The organism is Stenotrophomonas sp. STEN240 (assembly GCF_056756175.1).
On record NZ_JBRRBO010000004.1, the window covers coordinates 23492 to 44904 of the forward strand.

General features: G+C 64.1%; 23 protein-coding genes. 10 read left to right on the top strand and 13 right to left on the bottom strand.

What is annotated here, in order from left to right:
• Positions 1-50: 50 nt before the first annotated feature.
• A complete protein-coding gene (gene speD / locus ACVOKO_RS02760; protein WP_057626430.1) occupies positions 51-845 on the bottom strand; it encodes an adenosylmethionine decarboxylase in 795 nt (264 codons plus the stop codon).
• A 150-nt stretch (positions 846-995) separates the two neighbouring features.
• On the opposite strand from speD, the gene crp reads away from it, so the two are divergent.
• Both crp and ACVOKO_RS02770 read left to right on the top strand, forming a co-directional pair.
• Positions 996-1685: a cAMP-activated global transcriptional regulator CRP gene (gene crp, locus ACVOKO_RS02765; protein ID WP_346497049.1), complete on the top strand. Its 690-nt coding sequence runs from the start codon at positions 996-998 to the stop codon at positions 1683-1685.
• Positions 1686-2441: 756 nt separating this feature from the next.
• Positions 2442-3203, top strand: coding sequence for a sulfite exporter TauE/SafE family protein (locus ACVOKO_RS02770; RefSeq protein ID WP_346497051.1), 762 nt, complete (start codon positions 2442-2444; stop codon positions 3201-3203).
• Positions 3204-3681: 478 nt separating this feature from the next.
• On the opposite strand, the gene ACVOKO_RS02775 is transcribed toward ACVOKO_RS02770, so the two are convergent.
• The 12 genes from ACVOKO_RS02775 to ACVOKO_RS02830 form a co-directional block, all read right to left on the bottom strand.
• Positions 3682-4404, bottom strand: a complete 723-nt coding sequence (locus ACVOKO_RS02775; RefSeq protein ID WP_346497053.1) for a haloacid dehalogenase-like hydrolase — start codon at positions 4402-4404, stop codon at positions 3682-3684.
• Entirely contained in the window at positions 4401-5195 is a 795-nt protein-coding gene (gene trpC / locus ACVOKO_RS02780) for an indole-3-glycerol phosphate synthase TrpC (RefSeq protein ID WP_346497055.1), read from the bottom strand. The genes ACVOKO_RS02775 and trpC overlap by 4 nt, the downstream gene beginning before the upstream one ends.
• A 63-nt stretch (positions 5196-5258) precedes the next feature.
• On the bottom strand, positions 5259-6296 hold the full coding sequence (gene trpD / locus ACVOKO_RS02785) for an anthranilate phosphoribosyltransferase (RefSeq protein ID WP_346497057.1): 1038 nt from the start codon (positions 6294-6296) through the stop codon (positions 5259-5261).
• Positions 6297-6310: 14 nt separating this feature from the next.
• The gene (locus ACVOKO_RS02790; protein ID WP_346497059.1) at positions 6311-6823 is read right to left on the bottom strand and encodes a DUF1543 domain-containing protein; all 513 of its coding nucleotides are present in this window, start codon (positions 6821-6823) and stop codon (positions 6311-6313) included.
• Positions 6820-7470 (bottom strand): LysE family translocator, encoded by a 651-nt coding sequence (locus ACVOKO_RS02795; protein ID WP_346497061.1) that lies wholly within the window; start codon positions 7468-7470, stop codon positions 6820-6822. The genes ACVOKO_RS02790 and ACVOKO_RS02795 overlap by 4 nt, the downstream gene beginning before the upstream one ends.
• Positions 7464-8048 carry an anthranilate synthase component II gene (locus tag ACVOKO_RS02800; RefSeq protein WP_346497063.1) on the bottom strand — a complete coding sequence of 195 codons (585 nt, stop codon included), beginning with the start codon at positions 8046-8048 and terminating at the stop codon, positions 7464-7466. Before ACVOKO_RS02800 ends, ACVOKO_RS02795 begins: the two co-directional genes overlap by 7 nt.
• Before the next feature lie 10 nt (positions 8049-8058).
• Positions 8059-8826, bottom strand: coding sequence for an SIMPL domain-containing protein (locus tag ACVOKO_RS02805; protein WP_430980703.1), 768 nt, complete (start codon positions 8824-8826; stop codon positions 8059-8061).
• Positions 8827-8896: 70 nt separating this feature from the next.
• Positions 8897-10387, bottom strand: a complete 1491-nt coding sequence (gene trpE / locus ACVOKO_RS02810) for an anthranilate synthase component I (RefSeq protein ID WP_346497067.1) — start codon at positions 10385-10387, stop codon at positions 8897-8899.
• A 183-nt stretch (positions 10388-10570) separates the two neighbouring features.
• Positions 10571-11500, bottom strand: coding sequence for a lipid kinase YegS (yegS, locus tag ACVOKO_RS02815; RefSeq protein ID WP_346497069.1), 930 nt, complete (start codon positions 11498-11500; stop codon positions 10571-10573).
• A gap of 256 nt (positions 11501-11756) precedes the next feature.
• Entirely contained in the window at positions 11757-12248 is a 492-nt protein-coding gene (locus ACVOKO_RS02820) for a GNAT family N-acetyltransferase (protein WP_346497071.1), read from the bottom strand.
• A 3-nt stretch (positions 12249-12251) separates the two neighbouring features.
• Positions 12252-12926, bottom strand: coding sequence for a ribulose-phosphate 3-epimerase (rpe, locus tag ACVOKO_RS02825; protein WP_346497073.1), 675 nt, complete (start codon positions 12924-12926; stop codon positions 12252-12254).
• An 11-nt stretch (positions 12927-12937) separates the two neighbouring features.
• Positions 12938-13267: a J domain-containing protein gene (locus ACVOKO_RS02830; RefSeq protein ID WP_346497075.1), complete on the bottom strand. Its 330-nt coding sequence runs from the start codon at positions 13265-13267 to the stop codon at positions 12938-12940.
• Between the two features lie 165 nt (positions 13268-13432).
• Here ACVOKO_RS02830 and ACVOKO_RS02835 point away from each other — a divergent pair, with 165 nt between their 5' ends.
• The 8 genes from ACVOKO_RS02835 to ACVOKO_RS02870 all read left to right on the top strand — a co-directional run bounded on the left by ACVOKO_RS02835 (position 13433) and on the right by ACVOKO_RS02870 (position 21329).
• The gene (locus ACVOKO_RS02835; protein ID WP_057626444.1) at positions 13433-14359 is read left to right on the top strand and encodes a phosphoribosylaminoimidazolesuccinocarboxamide synthase; all 927 of its coding nucleotides are present in this window, start codon (positions 13433-13435) and stop codon (positions 14357-14359) included.
• 92 nt (positions 14360-14451) lie between these two features.
• On the top strand, positions 14452-14925 hold the full coding sequence (locus ACVOKO_RS02840; protein WP_346497078.1) for an Mpo1 family 2-hydroxy fatty acid dioxygenase: 474 nt from the start codon (positions 14452-14454) through the stop codon (positions 14923-14925).
• 535 nt (positions 14926-15460) lie between these two features.
• The gene (locus ACVOKO_RS02845) at positions 15461-18289 is read left to right on the top strand and encodes a monovalent cation/H+ antiporter subunit A (protein ID WP_346497080.1); all 2829 of its coding nucleotides are present in this window, start codon (positions 15461-15463) and stop codon (positions 18287-18289) included.
• Positions 18289-18669 (top strand): Na+/H+ antiporter subunit C, encoded by a 381-nt coding sequence (locus tag ACVOKO_RS02850; protein ID WP_346497082.1) that lies wholly within the window; start codon positions 18289-18291, stop codon positions 18667-18669. The genes ACVOKO_RS02845 and ACVOKO_RS02850 overlap by 1 nt, the downstream gene beginning before the upstream one ends.
• A complete protein-coding gene (locus tag ACVOKO_RS02855) occupies positions 18666-20216 on the top strand; it encodes a monovalent cation/H+ antiporter subunit D (protein ID WP_346497084.1) in 1551 nt (516 codons plus the stop codon). The genes ACVOKO_RS02850 and ACVOKO_RS02855 overlap by 4 nt, the downstream gene beginning before the upstream one ends.
• Positions 20213-20719 carry a Na+/H+ antiporter subunit E gene (locus ACVOKO_RS02860; protein ID WP_346497086.1) on the top strand — a complete coding sequence of 169 codons (507 nt, stop codon included), beginning with the start codon at positions 20213-20215 and terminating at the stop codon, positions 20717-20719. Before ACVOKO_RS02855 ends, ACVOKO_RS02860 begins: the two co-directional genes overlap by 4 nt.
• A gap of 38 nt (positions 20720-20757) precedes the next feature.
• The gene (locus ACVOKO_RS02865; RefSeq protein ID WP_312371080.1) at positions 20758-21000 is read left to right on the top strand and encodes a K+/H+ antiporter subunit F; all 243 of its coding nucleotides are present in this window, start codon (positions 20758-20760) and stop codon (positions 20998-21000) included.
• Positions 20997-21329: a Na+/H+ antiporter subunit G gene (locus ACVOKO_RS02870; protein ID WP_346497088.1), complete on the top strand. Its 333-nt coding sequence runs from the start codon at positions 20997-20999 to the stop codon at positions 21327-21329. The genes ACVOKO_RS02865 and ACVOKO_RS02870 overlap by 4 nt, the downstream gene beginning before the upstream one ends.
• The last annotated feature ends 84 nt before the right edge of the window (positions 21330-21413 follow it).

Here is a 21413-nt window from a genome sequence, read left to right on the forward strand (position 1 = left end):
CGTCCCGCCTGTTTTTGCGCAGACCGGCACGCCGGCCTGCGCGGTTTTGCTTACTCGGCCAGGTTGCGGCCGTGGAACAGCTCTTCGATCTCGCGGCGCAACAGTGCCTCGATCTTCATGCGTTCCTTGAAGGACAAGTTCTTTGCCTTCTCTTCGAACAGGTACTTGTCCAGGTCAAAGTCCTGCAGGTGCATCTTCGTGTGGAAGATATTTTCCTGATAGACATTGACGTCGAACATCTCGTAACGCGACTTGATGTTCTTGGCCAGGAAGTTCTGGATCGAGTTGATCTTGTGATCGATGTAGTGCTTCTTGCCCTTTACGTCACGGGTGAAGCCACGCACGCGGTAATCCATGATCACGATGTCTGATTCCAGACTCTCGATCAGGTAGTTCAGCGCCTTCAACGGCGAAATCACGCCACAGGTAGCCACGTCGATATCGGCGCGGAAGGTTGCAATACCTTCCTGCGGGTGCGTTTCCGGATAGGTGTGCACGGTGATGTGCGACTTGTCCATGTGCGCGACCACGGCATCGGAGATCAACTCCTTGCCGGCCTGCTTCTTGTCGATCACCGGTTCCTCGGAAATGAGAATTGTGACCGAGGCACCCTGTGGGTCGTAATCCTGACGCGCAATGTTCAGGATGTTCGCACCGATGATTTCAGCTACATCGGTGAGGATCTGCGTGAGTCGATCGGCGTTGTATTCCTCGTCGATGTACTCGATATAACGCTGGCGCTCTTCTTCAGTACGCGCATAGCAGACGTCATAAATGTTGAAGCTCAAGGCCTTGGTGAGGTTGTTGAATCCTTGCAACCTCAGGCGAGGCAACGGCTTGACCACGGCGGTCGATCCTGTAGATGGTGGGAAAGGCGGAAGTATGGGGCAAAGTTCCTCCCTGTGATACTTGCACCGTGATGCCCGTTTGCCCCTTATGCTCAGCGTCGTTAAGCTTGCCCATTAAGCAAGTTCATCCAAACTGTGAACGCCATCATGAGCCAAGGTAACGCCAACACCGTGTCCAACGTGCGTCTTGCCTCCAGCCCGCTGGCGCTGGACATCGCTACCATCGACCGATTCCTGGCCCACAGCCACCGTCGCCGCTACCCGGCGCGCACCGATGTGTTCCGTCCGGGTGACCCTGCAGGAACCATGTATTACGTGATCAGCGGCTCGGTCAGCATCATTGCCGAGGAGGACGACGACCGTGAATTGGTCCTGGGCTACTTCGGCGCCGGGGAGTTCGTCGGCGAAATGGGCCTGTTCATAGAGTCGGACAAGCGCGAAGTCATCCTCCGCACCCGCACCCCCTGCGAACTGGCGGAGATCAGCTACGAAAGGCTGCACCAGCTGTTTCTGGGCCCACTGTCAGTGGATGCGCCCAAGCTGCTGTACGCCATTGGCTCGCAGATTTCCCGCCGCCTGCTGCACACCAGCCGCAAGGCCAGCCGCCTGGCCTTCCTGGACGTGACCGACCGCATCGTGCGCACCCTGCACGATCTGTCCAAGGAACCGGAGTCGATGAGCCACCCCCAGGGCACCCAGCTGCGCGTCTCGCGCCAGGAAATCGCCCGTCTGGTGGGGTGTTCGCGGGAAATGGCCGGCCGCGTATTGAAGAAGCTGCAGGCCGACGGGCTGCTGCATGCCCGCGGCAAGACCGTCGTGCTGTACGGGACGCGCTGACCGGCGCTGATCCGTATTCACGTAGCAAGCCCGCGGGTTTGCGGCCCGCTGTGCGGCGCCGCAGACCGTGTGGCCACAAACAGGCGCGTAGCAACGCGCCTGACCGGGCCGGCGCCTCGAAACTGTTGAGGCACGGCCCCAGCGCATCAGCCTTCAAGGCCCCGCGCCTGACCTCGCCCCCTTTGCCAAAGGGGGCTATGGCCTGATTTACCTCGGGACAGCCCGCTGCCATGCAGCCCGGGCAAGCACCGCGCACCCGGGGCTTTGACGCATTGGTGGGCACAGCCGCCCACCGATGGCGCTTTCGCAAACTTCCCAGTGGCAGTGCGTTTACCGGGACTACAAGGGAGCGCCCTGTTCACCTGACTCGAAAAAGCGTGTTGCCGCGGCGCGCCGGCTACGGCACCGGGGCTCTGTACCCGTCATTTGGCGAACACCACGTGAGTGATTCCACCGACATCCGTTCACAGCATCCCCCTGTTGCGCAAAACAAGACACGGCCATTTGCTGCAGAAAATGACGCCTTCAAACTGTGAACTCTGTCGTCGGCCAAAATCTCAACACGTCCTGCGAATTGATCGATTTTCAGGATCTGTGTGGGTCCGCCGCTTCAGCCCCTTAAAAGCACGATGATTGAGGATATAGCGGCAACTTAGCTGCTGTTTGGCGCTGATTCGCGTAAGGAATCAACTCAATTCATTACTTGCCGATGTAGCTTTCCTTGACCTGCCCTGCCCCGGACCGCAGGCTTGGGGAATGGAATTTGGCAGCGAATTTTACTGGTTCATCCTGATCGGCCTGGGCGCGCAGCTGGTGGACGGCGCTTTGGGCATGGCGTTCGGGCTGATTTCGTCCTCGGTCCTGCTGAGCATGGGGCTGCCGCCAGCGGCGGTCAGCGCCAGCATCCATACCGCCGAGGTGTTCACCACGGGCGCGTCCGGGGTCTCGCACCTGGTCGCCGGCAACGTCGACAAGCGCCTGTTCTTAAGGCTGGCGATACCTGGCGCCGTTGGCGGTGCGATCGGTGCCTATGTACTGACCCAGCTACCCGGTGACGTGGTGCGCCCCTTCATCTACCTCTACCTGCTGGTGCTGGCGATCTTCATCCTGGCGCGCGCGGCGGGCAAGTTCATGGCCACGCAGGAAGTGAAGCGGGTGCCGGTACTGGGCTTCTTCGCCGGCCTGCTGGACGCCACCGGCGGCGGTGGCTGGGGGCCGGTGGCCACTTCCACCCTGCTGGCCCGTGGCGGCCAGGCACGCACCACCATCGGCTCGGTCAACGCCGCCGAGTTCGTCGTGACCTTGTCGATCTCGGCCACCTTCCTGTTGTCGATGGGCCTGCAGCACCTGTCCATCGTCGCCGGCCTGCTGGTCGGCGGGATGATGGCCGCGCCGGTGGCGGCCCTGCTGGTGAAGCGGGTCAAGGAGCGCTGGGTGCTGATCGCCGTCGGCGTGCTGGTGCTGTCGATCAGCCTGTTCCAGATCGGCATGGCGGTGGTGAAGCTGCGCGGGGCTTGAGGCGCTTGAGGCGATCTTGCTCTTAATAGCCCCTCTCCCGTTCACGGGGTGAGGCGTAGCTTGCGAACCACAGGTTCGCTGCCCGTCGAACGACCTTGCGCCAGCGCAAGGGCCGGGGCGCATAGCGGGGGTTGGGGGTGAGGGCAGCTTTTGCCTTGAAGCCTTAAAAGCTCCCCTCATCCGCCCTGCGGGCACCTTCTCCCGCATGCGGGAGAAGGGAGATTCCCACATGCCTGCAATCTGATAGCCCCTCTCCCGTTTAGGGGAGAGGGGTTGGGGTGAGGGCGCTTTTAAGCTCCAAAAGCTCCCCTCATCCGCCCTTCAGGCACCTTCTCCCGTAAACGGGAGAAGGGATGTCGGCTCCGGTGGGCTCTGCAGGTGCGTCAAGAGCGCCCTCATCCGCCCTACGGGCACCTTCTCCCGCAAGCGGGAGAAGGGATGTCGGCTCCGACTGGATCGTTGCCTGCTCCGCTTTGGATTACTTGGGCAGCGGCTCGCCGCCGCGCCCCGGGCAACCCCAGTTGAGGATCGGGGTGCCGGCCGGCAATACCTTGCCGAAGTAGGCCACGCGCGAATGCTTGGGGTTCACCACCACCGGCGCCTTGGCGGCTTGCAGCAACGGCAGGTCGGCGGTGCTGTCGGAATAGGCGATGGCGATGTCACCGTAGCCGCGTTCGCGCAGCATGCGCATCTTCTCTTCGTTGTGGCAGTGGCGGGTGGCGCCCATCGCGCCCAGACGCGGGCCTACTTCACTGCCGATCACCGGCACGCCCTGCTCGGCCACGAACGCCAGGATCGCGCGGGCCAGTTCCGGCGGCGCGCCAGTGGCCACGATCACCCGGTCCCCGGCACGCCGGTGCGCGGCAAATACCTGCAGGGCATGCGGCAGCAGATGCTGGCGGATCTGCGGCTCGTGCCTGAGCACGTACTGGTCGATCACCTTGTTGAACTCACGCGCCTGATGCAAGCCGAAGGTGGCGATCCAGACATAACCGGAAATACCGAAACGGCGCGTCGGCAGCAGCGCGACCAGCGGCCCCAGCAACGGCGTGGCGAGGATGGCCGCCAGCAACCGCAGCGGATTGCGCTTGATCAGCCAGGCGAACAGGTGGCTGCCGGAATCACCGTCATACAACGTGTGATCGAAGTCGAAGACGACCAGCTGCGCGTCGTCGCGGGGGGGCGGATAGGGCTCAGTCATGCGGGGAAGAATAGCTGACGCAGGCCCTCACCCGGCTCTTCAACGCGCATGAAGGTCTCACCCACCAGGAAGGCGTTGACGCCCGCATCGCGCATGATCTTGACGTCGGCCGGGCCCATGATGCCGCTCTCGGTAACCAGCAGGCGGTCACGCGGTACCGCGTCCTTCATCGACAAGGTGTTGTCCAGCGACACCTCGAAGGTGCGCAGGTTGCGGTTGTTGATGCCGACCAGCGGCACCGGCACCTGGATGGCGCGTTCCAGTTCGTCGATGTCGTGCACTTCCACCAGCACGTCCATGTCCAGTTGCATGGCCAGGTCGGACAGCTCGGCCAGCTGCCGGTCGTCCAACGCCGAGACGATCAGCAGGATGCAATCGGCGCCGAGTACGCGCGCCTCGACCACCTGGTACGGATCGATGACGAAATCCTTGCGCAGCACCGGCAATGTGCACGCCTCGCGCGCCTGCCGCAGGTACAGGTCGGCGCCCTGGAAGAAATCCACATCGGTCAGCACCGACAGGCAGCTGGCACCGCCCAGCTCGTAGCTCACCGCGATATCAGCCGGATGGAAGTCCGGGCGGATCACACCCTTGGACGGGCTGGCCTTCTTGACCTCGGCGATCACCGCCGGGTCGCCGTTGGCGATGGCCGCATTCAGCGCATTGGCGAAGCCGCGCACCGGTGAGGCGTCGGCCACGCGCGCCCGCAACTCGGCCAGCGGCACGCGGCTGCGGCGCTCGGCTACCTCCTGCACTTTGCGGGCGAGGATGGTGTTGAGGATGTCGCTCATGGATCTGCTTCCTGGAAGACGGGCGCTGCTGACGCGGTTGATCGGGTGACTACTGGGCAATTATCAGGGATTGCCGGCCAGACTGCGGCTGGTGGCAACGTACTGCTGCATGCGCGCGCGGGCGCTGCCATCGGCAATCACCGCGCGGGCACGGGCCAAGCCGTCGGCGATGCTGTCGGCGACGCCGGCCACATACAGCGCGGCGCCGGCGTTGAGCGCGACGATATCGTTGGCCGGGCCCGGCTGGTTGTCCAGCACCGCGCGCAGCATGGCGATGGATTCCTCAGGATTCTCAACCTTCAGGTTGCGGCTGGCCGACATGGCGATGCCGAAATCCTCCGGATGAATCTCGTATTCGCGCACCTTGCCATCGCGCAGCTCACCGACCAGGGTGCCCGCGCCCAGCGAAATCTCGTCCATGTTGTCGCGGCCCCACACCACCAGCGCACGCTCGGCGCCCAGCTCGCGCAGCACACGCGCCTGGATACCGACCAGATCCGGGTGGAACACGCCCATCAGGATGTTAGTGGCGCCCACCGGATTGGTCAGCGGACCGAGGATGTTGAAGATGGTGCGCACGCCCATTTCGCGGCGTACCGGCGCGACAACTTTCATCGCCGGGTGGTGCATGGGCGCGAACATGAAGCCGATGCCGGTCTGCTCGATGGCCTGCGCCACCTGTTCCGGCTGCAGCTCGATAACCGCACCCAGCGCTTCCACCGCGTCGGCACTGCCAGACTTGGACGACACACTGCGGTTGCCATGCTTGGCCACTTTGGCGCCAGCCGCAGCCACCACGAACATCGAGCAGGTGGAGATGTTGAAAGTATGCGAGCCATCACCACCGGTGCCGACGATATCGACCAGATGGGTCTTGTCGGCCACCTGCACCGGCAGCGCGAATTCGCGCATCACCGTCGCCGCGCCGGCAATCTCGCCCACGGTTTCCTTCTTGACCCGCAGGCCGGTGAGGATGGCCGAGGTCATGGTCGGCGAGATTTCGCCGCGCATGATCTGCCGCATCAGATCGACCATCTCGTCGAAGAAGATCTCGCGGTGCTCGATGGTGCGTTGCAGGGCTTCCTGCGCAGTGATGGTCATGACAACTCCAGAAATCAGGAAATAACGATGTAATCGCTTTGGCTGTGGATGCCAGCGTGCGCGCCGCCGCGCAGCTGCACGTGCAGGCCACCGATCGGCCCGACCGGCAGGCAGCTGTCCACTTCCAGCAGCGCATCGCGGTGCGGCATGATCCACTGCGCTTGCGCCTGTGCCAGCGCCTTGCGCTTGGCCTCGGCGACATCGGCAGCGACCACCAGCAGGTAGCTGTGGGCCTCGCCGAATTCGCCTTCGACGTAGCCGCCGAGATTGACGAAATACAGCGCCGGTGCACCGGCAGCGGGCGCGTCCTGTGACAGGCGCACCTGCCAGTCCTCGACGCCATCCACCGTCATCCACGAATCCAGATGCAGGCCGGCAGCCTCGCCGAACCATTGCTGGCGCAGCTGCGGATAGGTCTGTTCGATCGTGGGGCCGATGGCGAACACCACGTCATGCACTTCGGTGTTGGCACGCGCATGGCGGCCGCCGAGCATCACCACGAATAGACGGAAATCTTCCAGGCTCATGCCGTCGGCCTCGCACTCAGTGCCAGGCGCAGGCCAAAGCCAATGAAAAGCACGCCGGCCAACTTGTCCAGCCATTGCAGGCCACGCGCGGCCCAGCGGCTGCTGCGCACACGGTCGGCAGCCAGCACGTAAGCGGCATTGATCGGCAGCGCATTCACCATGAAGATCAAACCCAGCAGCGCGAACGCCAACGGCTTGTTCTGCACGGAAGGTGCGATGAACTGCGGCAAGAACGCAAGAAAGAACAGCACCACTTTCGGGTTCAGCACATTGGTCAGGAAGCCACCGGCAAACACCTGCCAGAACGAGCCGGCGCTGCCACTACTGGCCGCGATATCGGCCTGCAAGGTGGAGTCGCCGGTGTTGCGCAGCAGGCGCACGCCTACCCACAACAGATAGGCCGCGCCGATCCACTTGATCATCGTGAACAGCATGGCCGATGTCGCCAGCAACATGCCCAGGCCAAACGAGGCCAGCGCCACATGCACCAGGCAACCTGCGTTGATGCCGGCAATGGCGGCAAACCCCGCGCGGCGGCCGCCGCGCAGCGAGCGGCTGATGATGTACAGCACATCCGGGCCCGGCGTCAGGTTCAACAACCAGCCGGCCAGCATGAACAGCAGCAGCTGGCTGGGTTCGATCAACATGTGCGGTCCAGGAAGTTCTTCATCAGCGCGTGACCATGCTGGGTGAGGATGGACTCGGGATGGAACTGCACGCCCTCGACCGGATACTCGCGGTGGCGCAGGCCCATGATCTCTTCCATGGAACCGTCCGGGTTTTCGGTCCAGGCGGTGATTTCCAGTACCGACGGCAGCGTGTTCTTGTCCACCACCAGCGAGTGGTAACGGGTGGCCTCGTAGCGGTCCGGCAGGCCGGCAAACACGCCCTTGCCTTCATGGCGGATCGGCGAAGTCTTGCCGTGCATGATGTTGCTGGCGCGGATCACATCACCGCCATAAACCTGGCCGATTCCCTGGTGGCCCAGGCACACGCCGAACACCGGAATCGTCGGGCCCAGCTGGCGGATAACCTCCAGTGACACACCGGCTTCGTTCGGCGTTTTCGGGCCGGGCGATACCACGATGTGCGAAGGCTGCAGCGCGGCGATTTCAGCAACGCTCATCGCGTCATTGCGCACCACCTTCACTTCGGCACCCAGCATCTGCAGGTATTGCACGAGGTTGAAGGTGAAGCTGTCGTAGTTGTCGATCATCAACAGCATGGTCAGGAACTCATTGGGCGATCAGGAAGATCGCGTAGACGTTTTCGGAAAGAGTGATGCTGCCGGCTTCCAGCGATTCGGCGAGGCCATCAGCTGCGCGTGCATTTGCCTGGATGTCGGTGGGGGGCGCAGGTGGACCCGGAAGGCCGCCGGACCCGTGCGACCCCGGCCATGTCCCCGCTTGAACGCCGTAAGCGAAATTCGGAGCGACCTCGGAAATCGTGTACAGCCCACCCAGGCGCACGCCATAGGAATCAGCCAGTTTCTGGGCCGTATCACGGGTTTGTTGCGCGGCTTGGCGCTTCAACTCGGCGCGCACTGCGGCCTCATCCTTGTAGCTGGTGGTGATACCCGACACCTGCAGTTCTTCGCTGGTTTTCAAATTGCCGAGCAGGCGACGCACCTCGTCCAACGAAGTGAACTGAGCGGACAAGGAGCGCTCGACCTTGGTGCCGGAAAAAACTCGCGCGTTGTTCTCGTACTTGTACTCGGGAGCGATACTAAGCGCGGACGCCTGCACACTGTCGCGCAAGGCGTGCTGCGCCTTGAATGCGGCCAGTATCTGCACCGCATTGGCTTGCGCGCGATCGCGCGCAGCGGCGGGATCCTTGTCAATCGAGCGCAGAGTCACATTGATGCCGAATTGATCCGGCACAACTTCCCGCTGCGCCTGACCTTTCACCAGCAGATGTGGCTGCGACGGAAGGCTGTTGGCCTGCCCCCATGCCTGCGGAGCGACAGCCAGCAACAACGATGACCACAGCAACATGTTCGACAGCTTCATGCGGCACTCCTTGTCAGGGTGAAAAGAACAACGGTGAGATCACTACGGTGCAGTCGGGGGCCAGTTACAGCCCCTTCGCCGCCTGCGCCACCGCACGGAACAGCGCGCGGCCCTTGTTCATGGTTTCCTGCCATTCGGCATCCGGATCAGAGTCGTAAACCACGCCGCCGCCGGCCTGCACGTACAGGTAACCGTCCTGGATCACCGCCGTGCGGATGGCGATGGCGGTATCGGCATCGCCGTTCCAACCGATGTAACCGACCGCGCCGGAATAGACGTTGCGCTTGACCGGCTCCAGCTCGCGGATGATTTCCAGCGCACGGATTTTCGGTGCACCGCTGACGGTGCCGGCCGGGAAGGTCGCGCGCATCACGTCGCTATAGCTCAGCCCAGCCTTCAAGGTGCCGGTGACTTCGCTGACGATATGCATGACATGGCTGTAACGCTCGATCACGAACTGCTCGCCAACCTTGACCGAGCCCGGTTCAGCGACACGGCCGACATCGTTGCGGCCAAGATCAATGAGCATCACGTGCTCGGCGCGCTCCTTGGGATCGGCCAGCAATTCGACTTCCAGCGCCTTGTCCAGCTCCGGCGTAGCACCGCGCGGGCGGGTACCGGCGATGGGGCGCACGGTGACGATGCCATCGCGCAGCCGCGCCAGGATTTCCGGCGAGGAGCCGACCACCTGGGTGCCGCCGACATCGATGAAATACATGTACGGCGACGGGTTCAACGCACGCAGCGCGCGGTACACATCGATAGGCCGCGCACGGAACGGCACGCGCAAGCGCTGGCTCGGGACTACTTGGAAGATGTCGCCGGCACGCACGTATTCCTGCGCCTTGCGCACCACCGCGTGGTATTCCTCGCGGGTGAACGAGGATTGGAAATCCTGCTCGTCGATGGCATCGGATACCTGCGACTGCGGGTAACCGGCACCGCCCTGGCGCAGGCGATGGGCCAGCTCATCGAGGCGACGGTTGGCGCGTGCCCAGGCCTGCGGCTGCGCCGGATCGGCGTGCACGATCAGGTAAAGACGGCCCTTGAGGTTGTCGAATACTGCCAGCTCTTCGGACAGCATCAGCAGGATGTCGGGCGTGCCCAGTTCGTCAGGCTTGTCGCCCGCGCCCAGGTGCGGCTCGATGTACTGGATGCACTCGAAACCGAACCAGCCGACCAGGCCACCGGTAAAGCCCGGCAGGCCGTCCAGCTGCGGCACCGAGTACTGCTTGCGCAGCACTTCCACCTCGGCCAGCGGATCGGCCACTTCGCGGCGCTCGACCACTTCGCCCAGCTCGCTGACTTCCAACGTATGCCCGCGGAAGCTGTAGATGCGACGTGCCGGCATGCCGATGATGGAATAACGCCCGAAGCGTTCGCCGCCTTCGACCGATTCAAACAGGTAGGTATACGGGCCGTCGGCGAGCTTCAGATAGACCGAAAGCGGCGTGTCCAGGTCGGACAGCACTTCGCGGACGACGGGTACGAAATTATGCGGGTGTGCGGCGTGGCCTTCAGCGGCCAGCTGCTGGAACTGCTCTTGCGTGATCAAGACGGCTTTCCTTCCGGGAATCGACGGTGGCGGTACGGACGACGGCAACGGGCCACCATCGCCACCAGCGGCGAGCGGAAGAAAGGGAACGCTTGGTCGTCAAATTGAACACCCTGCAACTCTACCGCAAGAAGGCGCCCGTGTGCATCTGCAACATGGGCAGATGCTTGCAGCAGCAACGATTCAAGCGCCCAGCAAGGGGGTGTGCGCCGGCAGATGCAGGCGCACCCGGCCCACCACGCACTGTATGTGGAAGCGCCGTGCCTGCAGCGGCTCGCCGTCCAGATTCAGCGTCAGCGGCTGCTCCGCCTCGATCCATACCTCGCGCAGCCGCGCGCGTTCAGCCACCTCCTCCAGTGCGGCGTGCTTGCCTTCGCTGAACAAGGTACCCAGGGTCGACATGACTTCACCGGACAGTTCCGGCACCACGGTGAGGTCCAGTAGGCCGTCATCAAGCAGGGCGTCCGGACACAGCTGCTGGCCGCCGCCGGCCTGCCGACCATTGCCGACACCCAACGCGATGAAATCGCCCTGCCAGTCGAAGCCTTCGCCATGGATATGCGCCTGGATCGGCTCGATCCGGCCCAGCTTGGCCACGCCGGTGATGACATAGGCCAGGCCGCCAAGCATTTTCTTCAAGCCATCGTTGGTTTCGACGGTGACTTCGGTACCGAAACCGCCGCTGGCCAGGTTGGCGCACCAGTGCACCTTGCCGTCGCCGTCAACGCGCAGCAGATCGATCAGCCGCGCCGGCGCCTGGCTTGGCAGTTGCAAGGCTGCCAGCGGCTCGATCGGAATACCGGCTGCGGTGGCGAAGTCGTTGGCGGTGCCCAGCGGCAACAAGGCCAGCGCCGGCAGCTGCGCTGCATCCTGGCCGGTATGCGCGAGGGCCTCGGCCACTTCGCTCAAGGTGCCATCACCGCCACCGGCGATCACCACCGGTGCAAGCGCGGCGATGGCTTCGCGCACGTAGCGTTCGGCATCACCCGTTTCCCAGGTCACCCGCACCTGCAAGCCCTGCCCTTGTGCACGCAGCTGCGCGACCGCTTCACGCACGGCATCGTCACCGGCGGATTTACCATTGAGGATCAGGTACCAAGGCGCTGCTTGCATGCGGTTCTCCATTGAAGGCGCTCAGCCTAGCAAGCGGCTCACTGCAGGCAGATGAATGTCACACCCTTGTCATGAGGCATCCGGAGAATGAAAGGCCATAGCAAGGAAGACGGATGGAGGCAGGATCAGCCTCCCACAGCATTCCCCGGCCGCAACGGTAACGTTGCGGCTTTTTTTTGCTTCACCTGTAGAGCCGAGCCAAGCTCGGCTGGAGCATTGCCGGCAGAGCCTCTGCCGAGCATGGCTCGGCACTACCTCATTCGCCTTTGGCGAATTTCTCCAATGCATCGCCTTGCAGGCGATACACCGTCCATTCGTCCTGCGCTACTGCACCGGCCGCTTTGTAGAAATCAATGGCCGGTGTATTCCAATCCAACACCGACCACTCAAACCGCCCACAGCCCTGCTCCACCGCCAGCTTGGCGATGTGCTGCAGCAAGGCCTTGCCAGCACCGCTGCCACGCGCCTCGGGGCTGACGTACAGATCTTCCAGGTAGATGCCGTTGCGGCCCAGCCAGGTCGAATAATTGTAGAAAAACACCGCATAACCGATGGCCTGGCCATCGCGTTCGCAGATCAGCGCCTGCGCCTTGGCATCGGCGCCGAACAGGCTGGCACGGATGCCGGCCTCATCGGTCTGCACGGAAGATTCAGCCTTCTCATAGATGGCCAGTTCGCGGATGAAGTGCAGGATCAGGCCTGCGTCATCGGCAACTGCCGGACGAATCTGCACTTCAGCCGCGCGCATTACTCAGCCCCGTGCCGCAGCGACATTGCCGCGCATCCTGGCAATCATCGCGGCGTAGTCGGGTGCGTTGAAGATGGCCGAACCGGCGACGAAAGCATCCGCACCTGCGGCAGCGATCTCACCGATGTTGTCGGCCTTTACACCGCCGTCCACTTCCAGCATCACCGGCTTGCCGAGCTTGTCGATCATCGCCCGCACTGCACGCAGCTTGTCCAGCGTGGACGGGATGAATGCCTGGCCGCCGAAGCCCGGGTTGACCGACATCAGCAGCACCAGGTCCAGGTCTTCCAGCACCCAGTCCAGCACCTCGACCGGGGTGGCCGGGTTCAGCACCAGGCCGGCCTTGCAGCCGTGCGACTTGATCAGCTGGATGGTGCGGTGGACGTGGCGGCTGGCTTCCGGGTGGAAGCTGATGATGCTGGCACCGGCCTCGGCGAAGTCCGGCACGATGCGGTCCACCGGCTCTACCATCAGGTGCACGTCGATCGGCGCAGTCACGCCGTGCTTGCGCAGCGCCTGGCAGACCATCGGGCCGATGGTCAGGTTGGGCACGTAATGGTTGTCCATCACGTCGAAATGGACCCAGTCGGCACCGGCCGCCAGGACGTTGTCGACCTCTTCGCCAAGCTTGGCGAAATTGGCCGAAAGAATGGACGGGGCAATGATGCAGTTGGACATGACGGAGCCTTTCAGCGCTTGCGCAGGGATTTGATGCGGTCGTAGGCGGCGTTGATCTGCCGGGCCTTCTTCTCGGCCTGGGCGCGCAGTTCAGGCGCGGCGCCGGCCACTTTGTCGGGGTGGTACTGGGACATCAGGCGGCGGTACGCCAGGTCGATTTCCGCATCGGTGGCCTCACGGGTGACCCCCAGTTCACGGTAGGGCAGGTCCTTGCCCAGCTTGAACCAGTCGCTGTCGAAGGCGTGCCCGAGCAGCAGACCAATAATCCCGCCAAACAAGGGGTTGGGCCTGAAAAGCAGGGCCCCGGCGATGAAGCCGAACAGTTTTCCGTACCAGCGCATGAGTGAGTGAATGGCCTGAGGACAATCAAGACGTGCATTTTATGCCACAGCGGCCCGATCCGGCCGTACACTAGGCCGCCCGCCGACCAGCCGCGGGCCCTGCGGGTCCTCCAGACTCGGGTCCTCCAAGCCGGCGGCATTCATTGCCAAGTCCCAGGAGTGCCCGTGCCGACCACGCTGTTGCAATCCGATCTTCCCGGCCTGCCCTTGCGCCATCGCGGCAAGGTGCGTGATGTGTTTGATATCCCGCGCGAACGTCTGCCAGCCGGTACTCCCCCGGGCGAATACCTGTTGATGGTTGCCACCGATCGCCTGTCGGCGTTCGACGTGGTGCTGCCCGACCCGATCCCGGGCAAGGGCGAAATGCTGTGCCAGGTGTCCAACTTCTGGTTCGCCAAGACCGCGCACCTGATGCCCAACCACCTGACCGGCATCGACGTGGCCAGCGTGCTGCCCGAAGGCGTGGACCCGGCGCTGTATGCCAAGCGTGCGGTGGTGACCAAGAAGCTCAAGCCGGTACCGGTGGAAGCCATTGCCCGCGGCTATGTGATCGGCAGCGGCTGGAAGGACTACCAGCGTACCGGCAAGATCAGCGGCATCGCCCTGCCCGACGGCCTGCAGCAGGCTGAAAAGCTGCCCGAAGCCATCTTCACCCCGTCCACCAAGGCGGCGGTAGGCGACCACGACGAGAACATCGATTTCGATGCGATGGTCAAGGCGGTGGGCGCGGACATGGCCGAAAAGGTGCGCGATGCAACGCTGCGCATCTACAAGTTCGCCGCCGAATACGCGGCCGAGCGCGGCATCCTGCTGGCCGACACCAAGTTCGAGTTCGGTACCGACGCCGACGGCCGTCTGTACATCATGGACGAGATGCTGACCCCGGATTCCTCGCGTTACTGGCCGGCCGACGAGTACCAGGTGGGCATCAGCCCGCCCAGCTATGACAAGCAGTTCGTGCGCGACTACCTGGAAACCCTGGACTGGGACAAGACCGCCCCGGGCCCGGCGCTGCCGGCCGAGGTGATCGAGCGTACCCGCGCCAAGTACGCCGAGGCGCTGGACAAGCTGGCAGGCATCAGCGTCGACTGATCGCGCTGTCCATCACGGATGCGCACGGCCACCGTGCGCATCCGTAGGGAAGCCGCGCTATGCTCTGCCGCTCAACCCGGGAGGGACGTGGAATGAGTATTGCGCGACCGGTGGATCGTTACTTCGCCAGCTACTCCGGCGATCACGTCAACCACACCAACCAGGCCATCCACGTGTTCGCGGTGCCCGCGATCCTGTGGTCGGTGATTGCCCTGCTGTGGTGCATCCCGCCATTGGTGCCGTGGTTCCAGCATGGCATCTGGGCCGCATTCGCCATGTTCGGTACCTGGGCCTATTACAACCGCCTGTCGCGCCCGCTGGGCATCGGCATGCTGATCATCTTCTTCGTATTCGGCTGCACCTGCCGGCTGCTGGAAGACCGGCTCGGCATCCAGATGCTGCTGTACATCGCCATCGGCGTATTCGTGGTGGCATGGATAGCGCAGTTCATCGGCCACAAGATCGAAGGCCGCCGCCCCAGCTTCCTCACCGACCTGACCTATCTGCTGATCGGCCCGATCTGGGTGCTGGCCAAACTGTTCCGGCAGTTTGGATGGCGCTACTGAGCGGGGAAGATATTCCTGGCGGGCCTTGCACAGGAATGTCGTTCTCCTGGGAGCGGCCCTGTAGTGCCGAGCCATGCTCGGCAAGAGGCGTCACTGGTAAAGCTTCAGCCGAGCATGGCTCGGCGCTACCTCGGTGGTTCCGGCATTGCGTGCTTCGCGGCTCACGCCGCTCCTACAATCAGAGCGGCCTGGCACAGGAATGTCGTTCTACTGGGCGCGGCCCTGTAGTGCCGAGCCATGCTCGGCAAGGGGCGTCACCGGTAAAGCTTCAGCCGAGCATGGCTCGGCTCTACCTCGGTGGTTCCGGCATTGCCTGCTTCGCGGCTTACGCCGCTCCTACAAGCTGTCAACCCGCTCCGGCGGATCGGAGTGAGCCTCGGCAGTTCGCCACAATGCGGCACTTTTGCGTTTCCCGGCCGCAGCCGCTGGCAGTACTGGCTTGGGCGATCTAACCCGAACGGATCATTCATAAAAAGTCGCGGATCGAAAAAATCGCCTGTTAGACTGCAAAACCCCTTTATGAACCGCGCCCTACATGACGCCAGTCCTGTTGCTGCTGCTTGCGCTGCCCTTTCTGTTGGCAGCGGCCATCGCCCTGATAGGCCGCCTGTCCCGCGGAGCAGCCGCATGCATGGCCGCAGCCGCACCGGTGCTGGGCCTGGCCCTGCTCGGCAGCGTGACGCCGGCGGTGATCGATGGCGAGGTGATCCGCAACAGCTGGCAATGGCTGCCGCAGATCGGGCTGGACTTCAGCCTGCGCCTGGATGGGCTGGCATGGATGTTCACCGGCCTGGTGCTGGGCATCGGTGCGCTGGTAGTGCTGTACGCGCATTACTACCTGTCGGCCAAGGACAGCGCGCGCCGCTTCTACAGCTACCTGCTGCTGTTCATGGGCGCGATGCTGGGCATGGTGCTGGCTGGCAATCTGTTGCTGCTGGTGGTGTTCTGGGAATTGACCAGCATCAGTTCATTCCTGCTGATCGGCTTCTGGTCGCACCGCAAGGACGCCCGCGAAGGCGCACGCATGGCCTTGATCGTCACCGGCGCAGGCGGCCTGGCATTGCTGGCCGGCGTGCTGCTGATCGGGCGCATCGTCGGCAGTTTCGATCTGGACGTGGTGCTGGCCTCCGGTGACCTGATCCGCGCCAGCACCTTGTACCCGTGGGCACTGCTGCTGGTATTGGCCGGCATTTTCACCAAGAGCGCGCAGTTCCCGTTCCACTTCTGGCTGCCGCAGGCGATGGCCGCGCCCACCCCGGTCTCGGCCTATCTGCATTCGGCCACCATGGTGAAAGCCGGCGTGTTCCTGCTGGCGCGGCTGCACCCGGCCCTGGCCGGCACCGAGCTGTTCTTCTACGTGGTCAGCGGCATTGGCGCGATCACCCTGCTGGTCGGCGCCTGGAATGCGATCTTCCAGCACGATCTCAAAGGCCTGCTGGCCTATTCGACCATCTCGCACCTGGGCCTGATCACCCTGCTGTTTGGTCTGTCCACGCCGATGGCGGTGGTGGCGGGCGTGTTCCACATCCTCAATCACGCCACCTTCAAGGCCTCGCTGTTCATGGCCGCAGGCATCATCGACCATGAAACCGGCACCCGCGACATGCGCAAGCTCGGCGGCCTGCGCAAGCTGATGCCGATCACCAGCGCGCTGGCCATCGTCGCCTCGCTGGCCATGGCCGGCATCCCGCTGCTCAACGGTTTCCTGTCCAAGGAAATGCTGTTCGCCGAAGCGTTGGCGACGCAGGGCCCGGACTGGATGCGCTCGGCAATCAGCGCCGCCGCCCTGCTGGCCGGCGTGCTCGGCGTGGCCTACAGCCTGCGCTTCGTCCACGACACTTTCTTCGGCAAGGGCCCGGTCGACATCGACGTGGTGCCGCATGAGCCGCCGCGCTGGATGAAGGTGCCGGTGGAAGTGCTGGTGGTGATCTGCCTGGCGGTGGGCATCGCGCCGGCGCTGACCATTGCGCCGGTTCTGCAGACCGCGGCCGCTTCCATCCTGGGTGCCTCGATGCCGGCGTACAGCCTGTCGGTATGGCATGGCTTCAACCTGCCGTTGGCGATGAGCGCGGTGGGCGTGGTTGGCGGCGTGGCGTTGTATTTCGGCCTGCGTCGTTTCACCGATCTGTACGCCGCGCGCAACCGCCCCACCGGCAAGCACCTGTTCCACCGCGCCCTCGATCTGCTGTTCGGCTTCGCCCACAGCCTCACCACTGCGTTGGCCAATGGCAGCCTGCAGCGCATGTTGTTTGCCCTGGTGCTGGTTGCGGTGATCGTCGCCGCCGCGCCGTACATCGCCAACCCGGCCATGCCGGTGTGGCCGGCGCCGCAATCCTTGCCGCTGCTGGGCTGGACGCTGTGGCTGGTGATGCTGGCGTGCGCATTTGCCGGGCTGTTCCTGTACCAGCAGCGCCTGCTGGCGGTGATCGTGATGGGCGGCACCGGGCTGATGGTGGCGCTGACCTTCGTGTTCCTGTCGGCCCCGGATCTGGCCCTGACCCAGTTGATGGTGGAGATGGTGACGCTGGCGCTGATGCTGCTGGGCATGAACTACCTGCCAACGCAGTCACCGCCGGAACACTCACGCTGGCGCAAGCGCCGCGATGCGCTGCTCGCGATCATTGCCGGCACCGGCATCGCTGCGCTGGCCTATTCGCTGATGACGCTGCCGCCCAACACCATGTCCGGTGAGATGCTGCTGCGCTCCCTGCCCGAGGCTTACGGCCATAACGTGGTCAACGTGATCCTGGTCGACTTCCGCGGCTTCGATACCTTCGGCGAGATCACCGTGTTCGGCATCGCCGCACTGGTGGTGCACGCCATGCTGCGGCGCACGCGGATGGCGCCGGAACAGATCATGCCCGGCCCGCCGATCAAGCTGCCGGTACCGGCCGATCTGGCCCAGATCATGTTCCCGCTGACCCTGACGGTGTCGATCTTCCTGTTCCTGCGTGGCCACAACGCGCCGGGTGGCGGCTTCATCGCCGGCCTGGTGCTGGCGGTGCCGCTGCTGATCCAGTACGTGATCCAGGGCACGGTGTCGGTGGAGTCGCGCTTCGGCTTCGACTACATCCGCTGCATCGGCCTGGGCCTGCTGATCGCCCTGCTCAGTGGCGCGGCCTCGATGCTGTTCGGCGTGCCGTTCCTGACCAGCGGCCACCTGGACCTGGAGCTGCCCTTGATAGGTACCGTGCCGCTGGCCAGCGCCATTGGTTTTGATACCGGCGTCTACCTGGTGGTGTTCGGCGGAGTGATGCTGATCCTGTCGATGATGGGCACCATCAAGCCCTCGCGCACCCGCAATGCCCGCAATGGCGAAATCGATATCCACCGCCGTTCGGCACGCACCGGGGAGATGCACTGATGGAACTGGCACTGGCAAGCGCCATCGGCGTACTGGCCGGCATCGGCATCTACCTGCTGCTGCGTGCGCGCAGTTTCGACGTGATCCTGGGCATGACCTTCCTGTCCTACGCCACCAACCTGCTGATCTTCAGCGCCGGCCGGCCGGTGATCGGCAAGGCGCCGGTGCTCAAGGATGGCGTGGCCACCAGCCTGGCCCATTACACCGATCCCCTGCCGCAGGCGCTGGTGCTGACCGCCATCGTGATCGCCTTTGCGATGACCGCGGTGAGCATCGTGCTGGCCATGCGCAGCCGCAGCGACAACAACAGCGATCACGTGGACGCGCACGAGCCCGAGTTGCCGGCTGACGATGCGACCAAGCCGGGAGCCGGCGCATGAACCACCTGGTGATCCTGCCGATCCTGATCCCGCTGCTTGGCGCTGCACTGTCGTTGTTCATCGAACACCGCCGCTACGGCCCCAAAGTGCAGCGCAGCGTGGCCTGGGCCAGCATGGCGGCGCTGGCGGTGGCGGTGGCATTGCTGGTCGCGCAGACCAGCCAGGGCCAGATCTCGGCCTACCTGCTGGGTGACTGGCCGGCGCGGCTGGGCATCGCCCTGGTGGCCGACGGCCTGGCCGGCTGGATGCTGGCCACCACGCTGCTGCTGGCCATCCCCTGCCTGCTGTATGCCTGTACCGGTTGGGACCGGCGCGCACCGCACTTCCATGCGCTGTTCCAGTTCCAGCTGGTCGGCCTCAACGGCGCCTTTCTGACCGGCGACATCTTCAATCTGTTTGTGTTCTTCGAGGTGATGCTGATCGCCTCCTACGGCCTGCTGCTGTCCGGTGGGCGCGGCCTGCGCATGCGCATCGGCCTGCATTACGTGGTGTTCAACGTCACCGCCTCGACCCTGTTCCTGATCGCGCTGGGCATGCTCTACGCCACCCTGGGCTCCTTGAACATGGCCGAGATCGGCCAGCGTGTGGCCGAGCTGCCGCCCTCGCACCTGAAGCTGGCCAAGGCCGCCTTGGGCTTGCTGCTGCTGGTGTTCTGCTCCAAGGCGGCGCTGCTGCCGATGTACCTGTGGCTGCCCGAGTCCTATGCACGCGCGCCGGCCGCAGTGGCAGCGCTGTTCGTGATCATGACCAAGGTAGGCCTGTATTCGGTGCTGCGGGTGACCTCGCTGTGGTTCGACGCCGACGCCGGCGCGATGAGCGGCTATGGCAGCGACTGGCTGTTGTGGGCCGGCATCGCCACCCTGGTGGTTGGCGCACTGGGTGCGCTGGCAGCCACCCGCATGAGCGTGCTGGTGGCCTACCTGGTGGTGGTATCGGCGGCGACGCTGTTCATCGCCTTTGCCCTGGGCAATGCCGGCACCATCTCCGCCGGCCTGTATTACCTGCCGCACAGCACCTTTGCCGCCGCGGCGCTGTTCCTGATCGCCGACCTGATGCGCCGCCGGCGCGTGCAGGCTGACCGCCGCCGCGAGCATGAGCTCGCCGCCGTACTGCCGAGCAGAACCGTGCCGGGCCTGCTGTTCCTGGTCAGCGCGGTGGCGGTGGCCGGGCTGCCGCCACTGGCCGGTTTCCTGGCCAAGGTAGCATTGCTGTCAGCGGTACCCGATGCGCATACCGGCGTGGTCTGGACGGTGGTGCTGGGCAGCAGCCTGCTGGTGATCATGGGCCTGGCCCGTACCGGCATCCGCCTGTTCTGGCGCGTGCCCGGCGATGATGACGCCGCCATCCCGGACCCCGAACCCGTGGATGCACCAGCGCGCCCCTTTGAAACCACCGCCACCTGCCTGCTGCTGGGCTATGTGGTGCTGATGAGCGTGTTCGCCGCGCCGCTGATGCGGCAGACCGATGCCATCGCCGCGCAGCTGCTGGCACCGGATCAATACCTGCACGATGTACGCGGCACTGCGCCGCAGGTGAGGCAGCCATGAGCGAACGTCGCCCCTTGCTGCGCCGGGTGTTCCCCTCGCCAGCCCTGTCGATCACCGTGGTCGCGTTCTGGATGGTGATGTCCTCCAGCTTCGACCTCGGCCAGCTGGTGCTGGGCCTGTTGCTGGGTATCGTGATCCCGTTGTTCGCCGCGCGCCTGGACCGCGAGTTCGCCCGCCTCGGCACGCTGCGGCCGGTACCCAAGCTGATCGCGGTGGTGCTGTGGGACATCCTGGTGTGCAACCTGCGCGTGGCCGCCCAGGTGCTGGGCCGCGAAGACAAGCTCAAGCCCGGCTTCATCTGGGTGCCGCTGGATATCGCCAACATCCACGGTATCGCCGCGCTGACCAGTTTCATCACCCTGACCCCGGGCACGGTGTCGGCGGCGCTGTCCGAGGACCGGCGCCATCTGCTGGTGCACGTACTGCACCTTGAAGATGCCAATGCCCTGATCAACGAGATCAAGAGCCGCTACGAAGCGCCGCTGATGGAGATCTTCCCGTGAACGGTTACCAGATATTCGAAACCACGCTGGTGGTATGCATGCACGTGGTCGGCATCGCCATGCTGCTGGCGCTGTGGCGGCTGCTGCGCGGCCCCACCGTGCCGGACCGCATCCTGGCGCTGGACACCTTGTCGGTCACCGCCATCGCCGAACTGATGTTGTTCGGCATGTATCTGGACTCGGCCATCTACTTCGAGGCCGCCTTGATCATCGCCATGCTGGGTTTCTGCAGCACGGTGGTGCTGAGCAAATTCGTGCTGCGCAGGGATATCGTCGAATGATCACGTTTCTGCAGATCGCATTGTCGGCGCTGCTGGCCTTTGGCTGCTTCTTCATCCTGGTCGGCGCGCTGGGCCTGGTGCGCTTCTCCGATTTCTTCAAGCGCCTGCACGCCCCCACCAAGGCCAGCACGCTGGGCGTGGGCTGCGTGCTGGTGTGCTCGGTGGCGTACCACATCTTCCTCGGCCAGGACCCGCAGCCGCGCGAGCTGCTGATCACCGTATTCCTGTTCATCACCGCCCCGATCAGCGCCCACCTGATGGCCAAGGCGGCGCTGTCGCTGATGATGGAAAGCCGGCCCGAGCCGCCTAAAGACGACACCTCGCGGTAAGAGCGGTTGTAGGAGCGGCGTCAGCCGCGAAGCCAACAGCGTTCAAAGCGCCGGAATAAATGCACTTACAAGCCCCGTTGCCGC

Excerpts from the sequence above, each read along its gene's own strand:
- rpe (WP_346497073.1), bottom strand. The coding sequence starts at position 12,926 with ATGTCCAACTGCATCATTGCCCCGTCCATTCTTTCGGCCAATTTCGCC.
- ACVOKO_RS02800 (WP_346497063.1), bottom strand. The coding sequence starts at position 8,048 with ATGCTGTTGATGATCGACAACTACGACAGCTTCACCTTCAACCTCGTG.
- ACVOKO_RS02795 (WP_346497061.1), bottom strand. The coding sequence starts at position 7,470 with ATGTTGATCGAACCCAGCCAGCTGCTGCTGTTCATGCTGGCCGGCTGG.
- ACVOKO_RS02775 (WP_346497053.1), bottom strand. The coding sequence starts at position 4,404 with ATGACTGAGCCCTATCCGCCCCCCCGCGACGACGCGCAGCTGGTCGTC.
- ACVOKO_RS02840 (WP_346497078.1), top strand. The coding sequence starts at position 14,452 with ATGAGTATTGCGCGACCGGTGGATCGTTACTTCGCCAGCTACTCCGGC.
- ACVOKO_RS02770 (WP_346497051.1), top strand. The coding sequence starts at position 2,442 with ATGGAATTTGGCAGCGAATTTTACTGGTTCATCCTGATCGGCCTGGGC.
- ACVOKO_RS02850 (WP_346497082.1), top strand. The coding sequence starts at position 18,289 with ATGGAACTGGCACTGGCAAGCGCCATCGGCGTACTGGCCGGCATCGGC.
- yegS (WP_346497069.1), bottom strand. The coding sequence starts at position 11,500 with ATGCAAGCAGCGCCTTGGTACCTGATCCTCAATGGTAAATCCGCCGGT.
- ACVOKO_RS02870 (WP_346497088.1), top strand. The coding sequence starts at position 20,997 with ATGATCACGTTTCTGCAGATCGCATTGTCGGCGCTGCTGGCCTTTGGC.
- ACVOKO_RS02855 (WP_346497084.1), top strand. The coding sequence starts at position 18,666 with ATGAACCACCTGGTGATCCTGCCGATCCTGATCCCGCTGCTTGGCGCT.
- ACVOKO_RS02845 (WP_346497080.1), top strand. The coding sequence starts at position 15,461 with ATGACGCCAGTCCTGTTGCTGCTGCTTGCGCTGCCCTTTCTGTTGGCA.
- trpC (WP_346497055.1), bottom strand. The coding sequence starts at position 5,195 with ATGAGCGACATCCTCAACACCATCCTCGCCCGCAAAGTGCAGGAGGTA.
- ACVOKO_RS02790 (WP_346497059.1), bottom strand. The coding sequence starts at position 6,823 with ATGAGCCTGGAAGATTTCCGTCTATTCGTGGTGATGCTCGGCGGCCGC.
- trpD (WP_346497057.1), bottom strand. The coding sequence starts at position 6,296 with ATGACCATCACTGCGCAGGAAGCCCTGCAACGCACCATCGAGCACCGC.
- ACVOKO_RS02820 (WP_346497071.1), bottom strand. The coding sequence starts at position 12,248 with ATGCGCGCGGCTGAAGTGCAGATTCGTCCGGCAGTTGCCGATGACGCA.
- crp (WP_346497049.1), top strand. The coding sequence starts at position 996 with ATGAGCCAAGGTAACGCCAACACCGTGTCCAACGTGCGTCTTGCCTCC.
- ACVOKO_RS02860 (WP_346497086.1), top strand. The coding sequence starts at position 20,213 with ATGAGCGAACGTCGCCCCTTGCTGCGCCGGGTGTTCCCCTCGCCAGCC.
- ACVOKO_RS02830 (WP_346497075.1), bottom strand. The coding sequence starts at position 13,267 with ATGCGCTGGTACGGAAAACTGTTCGGCTTCATCGCCGGGGCCCTGCTT.
- ACVOKO_RS02865 (WP_312371080.1), top strand. The coding sequence starts at position 20,758 with ATGCACGTGGTCGGCATCGCCATGCTGCTGGCGCTGTGGCGGCTGCTG.